This is a genomic window from Lentzea sp. NPDC051213, assembly GCF_044455585.1.
GTDB lineage: Bacteria > Actinomycetota > Actinomycetes > Mycobacteriales > Pseudonocardiaceae > Lentzea.
In genome coordinates this window covers 25,054-37,485 of record NZ_JBITEX010000002.1, presented here as the reverse complement: position 1 = coordinate 37,485, position 12,432 = coordinate 25,054, and the positions used below count along the sequence as shown (strand labels likewise).

Genomic DNA, 12,432 nt, shown 5'->3' with positions numbered 1-12,432 from the left:
TATCCGGTCTCCGTTCATACTCGTGGACGAAGTTGTTGCCTGTTGACAGTGAGTGGCGTTTTCATGCGTCCTTCGGCGTGATCAGGCCACCGGAGCGGTGATCGAACTCTCCGCTCACGATTCGGGCCAAAAGACCAGCTGATTGCTCCACCGGGGTGAATCTGCCGTCGGCGCGCTGAGATCTGGCCCACCTGCCGATGCGCCAGAGGTCCGGATCGTCGGTGTCCGCGTCGCAGCCGCGGCCCATCAGGCCGATGTCGACCATGCCGGGGTCGTAGCTCAGCACCGCGATCGGCCGGTTCTTCAGCTCCACGGCGAGGTTCTCACCCAGCTTGATCACCGCCGCCTTCGACACCGAGTACGCGGTGACGTAAGGCCATCGGTGCACGCCGGCATTGCTGACCACGTTGATGATCCGCCCACTGGTCATGGTGCGGATCGCGGCGTTCGCGGCGAACGCGGTGCCGCGCAGGTTCACCTCGAACGTGTGCCACCAGTCGTTCTCGTCGACCTGCCACGTCGGCCCGATCGGCCCGCCGAGCGCGCCGTTGTTGACCAGCACGTCGATCCCGCCGAGGCTCTCGATCAGTTTCGGCGTCGCGCCGGGGTCACCGAGGTCGGCGACGTGGGTCTCGACGTCGACCCCCTGCGCGGTGAGCTCGGCCTCCGCGGTGGCGAGCGCCTTCTGGTCGCGGCCGGTGATGACGAGCTGATGTCCTTGCGCGCCAAGGGCATCGCTGAACGCCCGGCCCAGTTCCTTGGCGCCGCCGGTGACCAGGACGCGCACTAGAGTCCGTCCTTGAGCAGCCGGCGAAGGATCTTGCCGGAGACGGACCTCGGTATCTCTTCCACGAACTCAACCTGGCGCACCTTTTTGAAGGGCGCCACCTCCGCCGCCACGAATGCCATGACCTCCGCCGCGGTGACGTCGCCTTGCGTCACCACGAATGCCTTGGGCACCTCACCGTTAGCCCGATCGGGCGTGCCGATCACCGCCGCGTCTCGAATGGCGGGGTGCCGTCGTAACAGGGCCTCCAACTCGGCCGGCGCGACCTGATAACCCTTGTACTTGATCATTTCCTTGATCCTGTCCACGACGAAGAACCGGCCGTTGTGGACGCGGACGAGGTCGCCGGTGCGCAGCCATCCGTCCACGAAGGCCTGACGCGTCGCCTCTTCGTCGTCGACGTAGCCGGCCATCAGCTGCGGGCCGCGCAGCAGCATCTCCCCCGGCTCACCTTCGGCCACGTCGGTGCCGGTACCGGGCTCGACGATCCGCGCCTCGGTGCCGGGGCAGAGCACGCCGATGCTCGTGGGGTCAGATTCCAGGTCGTCGTCGAACGTCTGGTGCGTGCCGCCCGCCTCGGTCAGGCCGTAGCCCTGCCGGATGGGTGCCCGCAGCCGGCGTTCTGCCTCCTGGCGGACGCCTTCGTCGAGCGGGGCGGCGCCGCAGAGGGCGAGCTTGAGGTCGGCGAGAGGCTGGTGCCGGGGGTGGTCCGCGATCGAGGCGGCGAGTGGCGGCACCAGGAACGCCCGCGTGACGCGGTGTTCGGCGAGGCGGCTCAGGTACGTGCCGGCGTCGCTGCGGGGCATGGTCACGAGCGTCGCGCCGCCGAGCAGGCCGGAGTTGAGGATGACGGCGAAGCCGTAGATGTGGAAGAACGGCAGGTTCGCGGCGAGGACGTCGGTCTCGTCGATGCGCCAGCCCGGCCGGTGCTGCTCCAGGTTCGCGACGAGGGCCCGATGGCTCAGCTTGACGGCCTTGGTGAGCCCGGTCGTGCCGCTGGAGAAGAGAACGGCCGCAATCCCGGCGGGATCCGGTCGCGGCAGCGTCTCGGTGGTGCCCGCGGGGAGGTCGTCGAGGTCGAGCGTCGCCTTGACGTTCGCGAGGACCTTGAGCCGCTCGATCTCTCTCGCGGTGAGCACCGGGTTGATCAGCGCGGCGGTCGCGCCCGCGGCCATGACCGCGTGCAGGGCGACCGCGTACCTCGGCCGGTTGAGGGCGACGATCGCCACCGTGTCACCGGGCTCGATCCCGGCGGCGACCAGGCCTCTCGCGGTGCTCTCGACCTGCTCGGCCAGTTCGGCGTAGGTGAGCGACTCACCCGTCACGGCGTCCAGCAGCGCGACCTTGTCCCGCTGCCGCGCCTCGGCGAGGACGTGCTCGGGGACCGTGCGCTCAGGAACTGCCACCGCGGGCAGGGGGCTGCGGTAGATCACGTGCTCGACTCCGGTGTTCCACGCCGCCGGACCTGGATGCCCGGCGGCGTGATCGGAGGCTATCGGCACTCCACGTGATCATGCGACTACCTGTGGTGCCAGTTGAGACGGTGAAGTCGTTTTACAGCGTGACGCCGCGGGCCGCGAGCCAGCCCACCGGGTTGATCTTCTGCGAGCCACCGGCCCAGACCTCGAAGTGCAGGTGCGGCCCGGTCGACTGACCGCGGTTGCCGATCGTCGCGATCTGCTGCCCGGCCTTGACCTTCGCGCCCTGCGGCACGTCGATCGTGTTCATGTGGCCGTAGACGGTGATCGTGCCGTCCGCGTGCTGCACGCGGACCCACAGCCCGAACCCGGACGCGGGGCCGGCCTCGATCACGGTGCCGTCCATGACGGAGACGATCGGCGTGCCGATCGCGTTGGCGATGTCGACACCGTTGTGGCTGGTGCCCCACCGCGCGCCGAACCCGGACGTGAACGAGCCCTGGGCGGGCTTCACGCACTTGGGGCGCTTGGCCTCTTCCTCGGCGGCGATGCGCGCCTGCTCGGCCTTGGCGGCCTCCTGGCGCTTCACGTAGGCGCCCTCGGCGGTCTTGAGCGCCTCGCGGACGTGGAACTGCGCCTGGATCTGCTCGGCCTGCAGCAGCTTGCGGGTCTCCGAGCCGGCGTCCACGGCGTGCACCGTGAGGATGCCGGCGGGCTCCTGCTGCTGGGTCATGGCCGCGGCCAGGTCCTTGGTCGCCGCCACGGGGACGATGCGGTCGACCGGGGTCATCGTGGCCATCGCCTGGGTGAAGCCCGCGCCGGCGAGGGCGCCTGCGGCGACTACCGCCGCAACGGCCTTCTTGCGGTCCAGGTCCACTCTGCCGACGAAGTCGACGAGTGGTCCCATCGCTCGATGCCGTGCCAAAACTGCCTCCATGCACTCGGGGGAGTTCGACAACCGCTGTTCGCGGGCTTCGGGGGCCCTGGTCGGACTGGACCGTTTCGGGGGGTGATCCGTGTCCTGGCGGTTATCGAACCGTGACATGCGGCGCAGAACGTAACCTCGCGTCACCGGCCCGAGCAAGCCAAGTGGGGGTTCAGGTGACAAGGCCCACTCGCGGTAACGCACAGTAGCGAGACCGAAGTGGGCTTGATTAACCCAATTTAGACCAATCCCAGACTTGGTGTTTGTACTGGTCAGTCGCTTTATCGTGAAAGGGTCACGGCTTGGTTTCGAGGGACGCTCACCTGGGGATGGTCACGAGGCGTGGTCGCGGCCCAGGAGTGGTCCAGTCGGCCCTGCCCGCCCCAAAGCAAAGGGCCGCCGGACGCACCTGGCGTCCGACGGCCCCTTCAGAGGTGAGGCTCTACTTGTACTTGTTCGAGGCCGGCGGCAGCGGGGCCACCGGCAGGCCCTCGTGGATCACCTTCATGGCGTTGAACCACGTCGGCGCGGCCACCTGGCCACCGAACACGCCCTGGCTGCTGCCGGGGCAGAAGCGGATCGGGTTCGCGCAGATCACCTCGGGCCGGTTGCCGTCGGCGTAGGTCATCACGGCACCCGCGTACTGCGGGGTGGCGGCCAGGAAGGCGACCGACTTGTGCTCCTCGGTCGTACCGGTCTTGCCGATGGCCGGACGGTTCCAGCCGGTGGACGAGGCCGCGGCGGCCGCGGTGCCCGAGCCGGAGGTGTCGTGGGACATGCCCTGGGCCAGCGAGTTCGCCAGATCCGTCTCCACGGCCTGCTCGCAGGGCTTTTCCTTGAGCGGGAGGTCCTTGCCGTAGCGGTCGACGACCTTCTCCACCGGCGTCGGCGGGCACCAGGTGCCGCCGGAGACGATGGTGGCGGCCACGTTGGCGAGCTCCAGGACGCTGGTGGCGCCGGGGCCGAGGGTGTACGAACCCGCGTTGTTCTGCTTGGTCCAGTCACCCTGCGAGGGGCCGTTGGACTTGTCTTCCTTCAGTTCCTCGCCCGCGCGGTTCACGCCCTGCAGCGTCTCGCGCATGCCGAGGCGGTAGGCCATGTCCACGACGCTGTCGAGGCCGGTCTTCTCCTGCAGGATGACGAAGCCGGTGTTCGGGGAGGTCGCGAGGGCCTGGGTCAACGTCATCTTGTCGTTGTACTTGCCCGCGTTCTCCACCTTCCACGGCGCGCCGCCGTTCGGGTAGACCCTCGAGTAGTAGGTGGCGGGCACGTCGATCGTCTTGTCGATGCCCGTGACCCGCTTCTCCAGCGCGGCCGCGGCGGTGAAGACCTTGTTCACCGAGCCGGGGCCGAACGGCAGGACCTCGGCGGGCACCGGGCGGGCGACCTGACCGAGCTCGGCCTTGTTGCCGTAGTCACGGGAGGCGACCAGCGCGCGGACGCGGTGCTTGTCCTTGCCGGGCTGGACGACCGACATGACGTTCGAGATGCCGTTCTGGGTCTTGGGCACCTGCTGCTCGGCCGCCGTCTTCGCGGCCTTGGTCGCCTTCGGGTCCAGGGTGGTCTGGATGGTGAGGCCACCGCGCTGGAGCTGCTTGTTCGTGATGCCGGACGCACGCAGGTAGTCGAGCAGGTAGGAGCAGAAGAAGCCGTAGATCGGGCCGTCACCGGCGCCGACGCAGCCCTTCGGCAGGATCTGCAGGTTCTCGACGACGCCCAGCGGCGCGGCCTTGTACTCGTCGGCCTTCTTCTGGGCCTCGGCCTGGTCGGTGCCGAACGCGCCGTTGTCCTTCATCATCGAGATGACGAGGTTGCGGCGTTCGAGCGCCTTGTCGGGGTTCGCGCCGGGGTTCAGCGACGACGGGCGGTTCGCGATCGCGGCGAGCAGCGCGGCCTGCGGCACGGTCAGCATGTCGGCGGTCGTGTTGAAGTACGCCTTGGCCGCGGCACCGACGCCGTAGGTCTGGTTGCCCAGCGGCACGATGTTCAGGTAGCCGGCGAGGATCTCGTCCTTGGACATCTGCTGCTCGAGCTGCAGCGCGACCCGCGCCTCGCGGAGCTTGCGGCCGACGGTCGCCTCGGTGGCCTTCTCCCAGGCTTCCTGCTCGTTGTCCGCGCCGAGCACGAACGCCATGTAGTTCTTCACGTACTGCTGGGTGAGCGTCGACGCGCCCTGCGTCGCCCCACCGTCCACACCGGCCTTGGCGGCGGCACGGGCGATGCCCTGCCAGTCGACGCCGCGGTGCTCGTAGAAGCGCTTGTCCTCGATCGCCAGGATCGCGGCCTTCATGGTGTCCGAGATCTGGTCGAACTCCAGCGGGACCCGGTACTGGTCGTAGAGGTAGGCGATCGTGTCGCCGTTCATGTCCGTGATCTTGGTGACGAGCGGCAACTCGCCTTTGGCCAGGTCACCCGACGTCTGGTCGACGGTGTCGGCGGCGCGGTTGGACGCGAGACCGAGACCTCCGACGAACGGGAACACCATCGCAGCCAGGAGCACGCCCGCCGTCAGGCACAACCCCATCAATTTGACCAAGCCTGACGCGCGTGCGGCGAACAACCCGCAACTCCTTCCGAGCAACACCCCAGAGATCCCTACATATAAGTCGCGCGGGAGGCCTAGGAGGTTGCGTCCGCTGATCGACTGATTTCAACCTACCGGAGCAACCGGAGCCCGATCGTCGGACTGGCCCTTCGCACCTCGACGCCCGCGTGGTCGGGCAGCACGTCGTCGAGGAATCCGTACCGCGACAACTCCTCGTCCGGCCGCCTGCTCACCGTCCGCCACCAGACCGCGATGTCTCCCCAGCCGGGAGCGGACAGCGAGCCACCGAAGTGCTGCACCGACAGCGCCGCGCACAGGTTGGCGAAACGCACCCGGTGCTCCAGCGGCCACCCGGCCAGAGTGCCCATCACGAACCCCGCCCCAAACACGTCACCGGCACCTGTCGCGTCCAGCTGCGCCACGTTGAGCCCCGGCACGTCCGCGACCTCGCCGGTCGCGCTGTCCACCGCGACCGCTCCCCCGCCGCCGCGGGTGACGACCACCACCGGCACGTGCTCGGCGAGCCGGCGCGCCGCCGCCTCCGGGGTGTCCGCGCGGGTGTAGCCCTGGGCCTCCACGTGGTTGGGCAGGAACACGTCATAACCGTCGAGCCGGCGCAGCAGCTCCGGCGACCACGCCCCGGTGCGGTCCCAGCCGATGTCGGCGAAGAGCTTCGCGCCGTTCTCCTTCGCCGTGCGCACCCACTGCTCGTCCTCGGCCTGGATGTGCACGAAGCAGGCCCGCGTGCTCGGCGGCGGGTCGAGGAGGTCGTCCGCGCCGACGGGCGCTCGATGGCCGTGCGTGACCATGCTGCGGTCGCGGTCCATCGCCATGGACACCGTCACCGGCGAGTGCCACCCGTAGAAACGACGGCAGTAAGAGAGGTCGACCTTCTCCTGGTCGGAGAGCACGTCCCAGCAGAAGTCGCCGTACGCGTCCTCACCGAAAGCCGCCGCCAGCGCGGTGTTCAGGTCCAGCCTGCGCAATGCCACCGCGAGGTTCGCGATGCCCCCTGGACACGATCCGAGCCCTTCCGCCCACACCTCGGTGCCCGCCGCCGGTGGGCGGGGCAGGCCGGTGAAGATGATGTCGAGGAAGACCGTGCCGGTCAGCAGCACGTCGTAGTCCGGATCAGCCATGCGTAAACCTTGCCACTCAGCGGAAGCCAACGCTTCCGGTGAGGCCTGTCAGGACGTCCACTGAGGAACATGACCGAACGCCCCGCTTTGTTGCTCGTGCACGGTGCCTGGCACGGCCCCTGGTGCTGGGAACCGCTGAAGGCCCTGCTCGAGAACGACGGCTGGCGGGTCGGCACCGTCGACCTGCCCAGCGTGGCCCCCGCCACCGCACCCCGCCACGGCATGTACGACGACGCGAGCGCCGTACGAGCGGCAATCGAGGAGATCGGGGGTCCGGTCGTCGTGGTCGCGCACTCGTACGGCGGCATCCCCGTCACGGAGGGCGCGGCCGGCCTGCCCGGCGTCGAGCACCTCGTCTACGTCGCGGCGTTCCAGATCGACGTCGGCGACTCGCTGCTCAGCACGATCGGCGGCACTCCCCCGCCGTGGTGGCAGGTCGACGGCGAGGTGATCCGGCCGCTGACCCCGGAGACCGTCTTCTTCAACGACGTCGGCGACGCCCCCGTCGACAGGCTGGAGACGCAGAGCTACGCGGCGGTGACCGACAGGCTCACGCAAGCGGCGTGGCACACCGTCGGCAGCACGTACGTGGTGTGCGAGAACGACAACGCCATCCCGGTGTTCGCCCAGGACGCGATGGCGCAGCGGGCGACCAGCGTGCAGCGCCTGCCGCCCGGGCACTCGCCGTTCCTGTCGCGCCCGGCGGAGCTCGCCGCGATCATCACGACCGCAGCGGTCACCCTTCCTCGGCGATCATCTCCCGCATCCGGGTGAGCGCACGGTGCTGTGCGACCCGCACGGCACCCGGCGTCGACTCCACGGCCATCGCGACCTCCTCGGCGGAGAGCCCGACGGCGACCCGCAGCACGAGGATCTCGCGCTGGCGTGACGGCAGCTTGTGCAGCAACCGCGTCACCTGGGCCATCATCTCGCCGTTGACCGCGTGCTGTTCGGGACCGAGGTCGAGCGACGGGCAGTCCGGCAGCTCCGGCACGACCTCGGCGCGGTTGCGGACGGCGCGGCGGCGGGCGTCGGCGACCTTGTGCGCGGCGATGCCGTAGACGAAGGCCAGGAAGGAACCCGGCTCGTAGCGGTACTTGGACAGCGCGCCGAGCACCGCCACGCAGACCTCCTGCGCGATGTCCTCGGCCGAGACCAGCGTGCGTTCACGGCCGCCGACCCTGGCGCGGCAGTAGCGCACGATCAGCGGCTGGATCCGGCCGAGCAGGTGCTCGACCGCCCGTCTGTCTCCGGCAAGAGCGGCATCGACGAGGTCGGCGAACTCGGCTTCGGCGAGCCACTGGTTGGAGACCGGTGCCTGGTGCACCCGACGGCGCATGGGCACCGTTGGCTGGTTCCAAGCCTCCTCCGGTGAGAGGACGCCTACACCGCCACCGGTCCGCACGGCTGTGGGTTGGACCATCCCGGCGACCTCCTCCACTACAGCGACACTTGGGGCTTCACTGAAGAAGAGAACGCAGCGAGCCGTTTGATACCGCCTGCTTCCAAGAGGACCACGAAGTCCTCCAAGGTGGGGCAAGCAGCACCCTTTTGGGGTAGAACGTGGTCCTAATGGCCCAGTCTTTCGGCCATGGCGAACTGCTGCACGCCGAGGTACTCGACCCGGAATCCCGCCTCCGAGTAGGCGAGGTAGAACTCCCACATCCGGCGGAACGTGTCGTCGAACCCGAGCCGTTCCACCTCGTCCCACCGGGTGAGGAACGTGTCGCGCCAGCGCCTCAGGGTCTCGGCGTAGTCGTGCCCGAACGAGCGCGTCTCGACGATCCGCAGCCGGGTGTGGTCGCGCAGCGACTCCTCGATCGCGCGCACCGACGGGATGAGCCCACCTGGGAAGATGTACTTGTGGATCCAGGTGTAGCTGGCCTTGCTCGCGATCATGCGGTCGTGCGGCATGGTGATCGCCTGCAGGCCCACCCGGCCGCCGGGCGCGAGCACGCGGTCGAGCATCGAGAAGTACGCCGGCCAGTACTCCGCGCCGACGGCCTCGATCATCTCGACGCTGACGACGGCGTCGTACCGCCCTCGTTCCTCCCGGTAGTCCCGCAGCTCGACCGTCACCCGATCGTGGAAGCCCGCGTCCCTCACCCGGTCCAGCGCGAGCTTCCGCTGTTCCGCGGAGATGGTCAGCGACGTGACGGTGGCACCCCGTTCGGCGGCGCGGATGGCCAGCGCGCCCCAGCCGGTACCTATCTCCAGCACGCGCGTGCCCGCGCGCACGCCCGCGTAGTCGAGGACGCCGTCGATCTTGCGCAGCTGGGCGGCGTGCAGGTCGAGGTCCTGATTTTCGAACAAAGCGGACGAATAGGTCATCGTCTCGTCCAGGAACGCCGCGAACAGCTCGTTCGACAGGTCGTAGTGCCGGTGGATGTTCTGGCGTGAGCCCGCCACGTCGTTGACCTCGGACGCCGGGTGCCTCCGCTCGGCCCACCGCCGCATCGCCTGCAGCCGGGGCGGGATCAGCGTCGTCAGCCGGGCCGCGAACGCCGACAGCACGTCGGCGAGCTCGTTCGACGTCCAGTCACCCACCATGTAGGCCTCGCCGAAGCCGATCTTGGCGTCGGCGCCGAGCCGGTGGAAGAACGCGGCGGGCCGCACCAGGTGCATGACCGGACCGCCCGCGCCCCACGTCGTGCCGTCGGGCAACTGGACGGTGACGGGGAGCGTGCGCACGGCGCTGCGGAACAGCGACTCGGCGATCCGCGCGCGCAACGGCGAACGCGGCGTGGTGAACAGTCCCGGCCAAACGCCCTGGGCGGGACGGGGCAGCGACAGCGTGGTCATTCACTACTCCTGGGGACGATCGGCAGGCGCCGCAGGTACAGGGCGATGCCATGACGGCGGATCAACGCGGACACGCGCTGGGGCATCAGCGGCCTTCTGAGGAGCAGGCGCAGCCCCGAGCTGCGCGTGCCCTTCATGGAGGCGCTGAAAGTCGTCTTCCCGTTCTGCCGCAACGCGATGGTCACGGACAGCTGGTTTCCCGGTTTCGGCAGCCGCATCACGTAGTGGCCGTCGACCTCGAGGAACGGGGAGACGTAGAACTCCTTGTCCACCGACGCCCTGCCCTCGTCGTCGGTGCGCAGCAGGTAGCAGTGCCGTCCGCCGTAGGTGTTGTGGACCTCGGCGACGACGCACTTGAGCTCGCCGGCGGCGTCGTGGCACCAGTAGACGGACAGCGGGTTGAAGACGTAACCGAGCACACGGGCGTTGGCGAGCATCAGCACCTGCCCGCCGTCCAGCGCGATCCCGTGACCGGCCAGCCACTCGTCGAGGTTCTCCCGAATGGACTTCCCGGGCGACCCGAGGTGATCACGGGACTCGAACCGCGCGAACGGCTTCACGTACCAGGGCAGGCGTGGCAGCTCGTCGAGGTCGACGAGCCACAGGTACGCGCGGTTGCTGAACGATCGCTCGACGCGGTCGCGGCGGGTGTGCGTGATGACGACGTCGTAGATCACCAGTCGACCCCGAAGTGCCTGGCCGCGCGCACTCCGGACGCGCAGCCGTCCTCGTGGAAGCCCCAGCCGTGGTACGCGCCGGCGTAGGCCGTGGTCTTTCCGTTGATCTCAGGCAGACGTCGTTGAGCCGCAACTGATTCCGGCGTGTAGATCGGATGCTCGTAGACCATGCGCGCGAGCACCCGCTTCGGGTCGACGTCGCGCGGGTTGAGCGTGACGACGAAGTCGCGGGGCTCGTCCAGGCGCATCAGCCGGTTCATGTGATAGCTGACGAGCACCTGGTCGTCGGCCTGCCGGCACGCTCGCTTGTAGAGGTTCCAGGACGCCTTCGCCGCGTTCGCGCGCGGCAGGATCGACGCGTCGGTGTGCAGCCAGGTCTCGTTGCGCGAGTACTGGAACGCGCCGAGCACCTCTTTCTCTTCGCGCGTCGGGTCGGCGAGCAGGCCGAGCGCCTGGTCGGGATGCGTGGCGATGACGACGTGGTCCGCGATGTGCAGCACGTTGGCGTCGTCGCGGATCTCCACGCGGCCGCCGGTGCGGGTGACGGCACGGATCGGCGTCGCGACGTGGACGGCGTGCAGGCTCTGCACCGCGCGGTCGACGTACGTGCGGGAACCGCCGACGACGGTCTTCCACTGCGGCGTGCCACCGATCGACAGCATGCCGTGGTTGGCGAGGAACTCGAACAGGTACCAGGCGGGGTACTTCATGCTCAGCGCCGCGCCGGACGACCACACCGCGCTGACCAGCGGAATGATGAAGTGGTCGACGAAGTACCTGCTGTAGCCGCCGATCGCGAGGAACGCGCCGAGCGTGACGTCGTGCGCCTCCTCGTGGTCGAGCACGCGTTGCGCGTGCCGGTAGAAGCGCGTGATCTCGGCGAGCATCCTGACGTAGCGGCCGTTGACGGTGTTCTTCGGCTGGGCGAAGAGACCGGGCAGCTTCCGCGCCCCCGCGTACTCCAGGCCGCAGCCGTCGCAACGCACGCTCATCGACATCTCGGAGTCCTGAGTGGACACCCCCAGCTCGCGGAAGAGCCGGATCAGGTTCGGGTAGGTCCGTTCGTTGTGGACGATGAACCCGCTGTCGACGTGCACGCCGCCGATGTCGTGCGTGTGCGCGTGGCCGCCGAGCCGGTCGTCGGCCTCGAACAGCGTGACGTCGTGCTTGCGTTGCAGCACATAGGCCGCGGTGAGCCCGGCGACCCCAGCTCCGATGACGGCGACCTCAGCCACGCGAACCTCCCAAAGGCACGTCGAGGCCCCGCAGCGAGGCCTCCCGCATGGCATTCGCGATGTCCGGTGCCACCGGTTCGAGCCCGAGTTCACCGTGCACGAAGTCGACGACGAGCCGCGTCCAGTCGCGCGCCCGTTTCAACATCGCGTGGCCGTCGCCTTGGACGCTGAACCGCGCCACCCTGCTCGTCACGGTCTTCGCCTGCTGCGCGAACCACAGCGACTTCGCCGGGTCGGTAGTCCGCTCCTGGTCACCGTGCGCGATGAGCAAGGACTTGCCCTTCAGCTGCGCGAACGGCTCTCCGGGCACGATCCACGGCGCGAGCGCGCACACCGCCCGGACGCTCGGATGCCCGGCCACCCGCAGCGCCGTCCGGCCGCCCATGGAGTGCCCGACGAGCACGACGGGTTTGCCGGGATGCAGCTCGGCGATCTTGCCGAGCGCCCACCCCGCGTCCTTGACCGGGTCGAGGCTCGGCGCGTTCCAGCCGCGCACCCGGTAGCGCAGGTTCCAGACCTCGAGACCGGGTGCCCGCAGCGCGCGGGCCAGCGGAACCATCCGCAGGTACGCGAGGTTGTGGCGCCTGACCGGTCCTTGGCCGTGTTCCCGGCCGCCGTGCAGCACGAGCACAACGGCGTTCGTACCGGCCGGCGGTTTCAGCACGTCGACATGCGGATGCACACCAGGTGTTCGTGGGACCACGCCTTTCGGCTCGGCCGTTGAGAGCCAGGTCACACAGGCACTGCTGTGGCCGTCGGCCTTCGCCCCGTCTTTCGGTGGTCAGACGGGTGCATCGTGGTGCCGGCCCCGCGTCCTCGTACTGGTCTTGGGTTCTAGTGGTCGTTGCAACACCTCAGTTGAGGGGTTGCGGTGGACTTCGAGATCCGGGACCGGTCGGTCGTG

Annotated in this window: 11 protein-coding genes; 1 reads left to right on the top strand and 10 read right to left on the bottom strand. The window is 68.9% G+C overall.

Features of this window, described 5'->3' with window-relative positions; all coding sequences use genetic code 11:
* Positions 1–61: 61 nt before the first annotated feature.
* The 5 genes from ACIA8G_RS06990 to ACIA8G_RS06970 form a co-directional block, all read right to left on the bottom strand.
* On the bottom strand, positions 62–787 hold the full coding sequence (locus ACIA8G_RS06990) for an SDR family NAD(P)-dependent oxidoreductase (RefSeq protein ID WP_396417363.1): 726 nt from the start codon (positions 785–787) through the stop codon (positions 62–64).
* Positions 787–2,289, bottom strand: coding sequence for an AMP-binding protein (locus tag ACIA8G_RS06985; protein ID WP_396417362.1), 1,503 nt, complete (start codon positions 2,287–2,289; stop codon positions 787–789). Before ACIA8G_RS06985 ends, ACIA8G_RS06990 begins: the two co-directional genes overlap by 1 nt.
* Positions 2,290–2,341: 52 nt before the next feature.
* On the bottom strand, positions 2,342–3,112 hold the full coding sequence (locus tag ACIA8G_RS06980; RefSeq protein WP_396417361.1) for a M23 family metallopeptidase: 771 nt from the start codon (positions 3,110–3,112) through the stop codon (positions 2,342–2,344).
* Between the two features lie 460 nt (positions 3,113–3,572).
* On the bottom strand, positions 3,573–5,654 hold the full coding sequence (locus ACIA8G_RS06975; protein WP_396417360.1) for a transglycosylase domain-containing protein: 2,082 nt from the start codon (positions 5,652–5,654) through the stop codon (positions 3,573–3,575).
* A gap of 131 nt (positions 5,655–5,785) precedes the next feature.
* Positions 5,786–6,814 carry a carbohydrate kinase family protein gene (locus ACIA8G_RS06970; RefSeq protein WP_396417359.1) on the bottom strand — a complete coding sequence of 343 codons (1,029 nt, stop codon included), beginning with the start codon at positions 6,812–6,814 and terminating at the stop codon, positions 5,786–5,788.
* A gap of 69 nt (positions 6,815–6,883) precedes the next feature.
* On the opposite strand from ACIA8G_RS06970, the gene ACIA8G_RS06965 reads away from it, so the two are divergent.
* Complete coding sequence (locus ACIA8G_RS06965) at positions 6,884–7,588, top strand: alpha/beta fold hydrolase (RefSeq protein ID WP_396417358.1); 705 nt, start codon at positions 6,884–6,886, stop codon at positions 7,586–7,588.
* Here ACIA8G_RS06965 and shbA read toward each other — a convergent pair.
* The 5 genes from shbA to ACIA8G_RS06940 all read right to left on the bottom strand — a co-directional run bounded on the left by shbA (position 7,551) and on the right by ACIA8G_RS06940 (position 12,192).
* On the bottom strand, positions 7,551–8,153 hold the full coding sequence (gene shbA, locus ACIA8G_RS06960; RefSeq protein ID WP_396417357.1) for an RNA polymerase sigma factor ShbA: 603 nt from the start codon (positions 8,151–8,153) through the stop codon (positions 7,551–7,553). The genes ACIA8G_RS06965 and shbA overlap by 38 nt on opposite strands.
* A 230-nt stretch (positions 8,154–8,383) precedes the next feature.
* Positions 8,384–9,616, bottom strand: a complete 1,233-nt coding sequence (locus tag ACIA8G_RS06955) for a class I SAM-dependent methyltransferase (RefSeq protein WP_396417356.1) — start codon at positions 9,614–9,616, stop codon at positions 8,384–8,386.
* A complete protein-coding gene (locus ACIA8G_RS06950; RefSeq protein WP_396417355.1) occupies positions 9,613–10,293 on the bottom strand; it encodes a DUF1365 domain-containing protein in 681 nt (226 codons plus the stop codon). The genes ACIA8G_RS06955 and ACIA8G_RS06950 overlap by 4 nt, the downstream gene beginning before the upstream one ends.
* The gene (locus tag ACIA8G_RS06945; protein WP_396417354.1) at positions 10,290–11,582 is read right to left on the bottom strand and encodes an NAD(P)/FAD-dependent oxidoreductase; all 1,293 of its coding nucleotides are present in this window, start codon (positions 11,580–11,582) and stop codon (positions 10,290–10,292) included. The genes ACIA8G_RS06950 and ACIA8G_RS06945 overlap by 4 nt, the downstream gene beginning before the upstream one ends.
* On the bottom strand, positions 11,521–12,192 hold the full coding sequence (locus tag ACIA8G_RS06940; RefSeq protein ID WP_396417353.1) for an alpha/beta hydrolase: 672 nt from the start codon (positions 12,190–12,192) through the stop codon (positions 11,521–11,523). The genes ACIA8G_RS06945 and ACIA8G_RS06940 overlap by 62 nt, the downstream gene beginning before the upstream one ends.
* Positions 12,193–12,432: the final 240 nt, after the last annotated feature.

Excerpts from the sequence above, each read along its gene's own strand:
- ACIA8G_RS06980 (WP_396417361.1), bottom strand. The coding sequence starts at position 3,112 with ATGGGACCACTCGTCGACTTCGTCGGCAGAGTGGACCTGGACCGCAAG.
- ACIA8G_RS06975 (WP_396417360.1), bottom strand. The coding sequence starts at position 5,654 with ATGGGGTTGTGCCTGACGGCGGGCGTGCTCCTGGCTGCGATGGTGTTC.
- ACIA8G_RS06970 (WP_396417359.1), bottom strand. The coding sequence starts at position 6,814 with ATGGCTGATCCGGACTACGACGTGCTGCTGACCGGCACGGTCTTCCTC.
- ACIA8G_RS06965 (WP_396417358.1), top strand. The coding sequence starts at position 6,884 with ATGACCGAACGCCCCGCTTTGTTGCTCGTGCACGGTGCCTGGCACGGC.
- shbA (WP_396417357.1), bottom strand. The coding sequence starts at position 8,153 with ATGCGCCGTCGGGTGCACCAGGCACCGGTCTCCAACCAGTGGCTCGCC.
- ACIA8G_RS06955 (WP_396417356.1), bottom strand. The coding sequence starts at position 9,616 with ATGACCACGCTGTCGCTGCCCCGTCCCGCCCAGGGCGTTTGGCCGGGA.
- ACIA8G_RS06945 (WP_396417354.1), bottom strand. The coding sequence starts at position 11,582 with ATGCCATGCGGGAGGCCTCGCTGCGGGGCCTCGACGTGCCTTTGGGAG.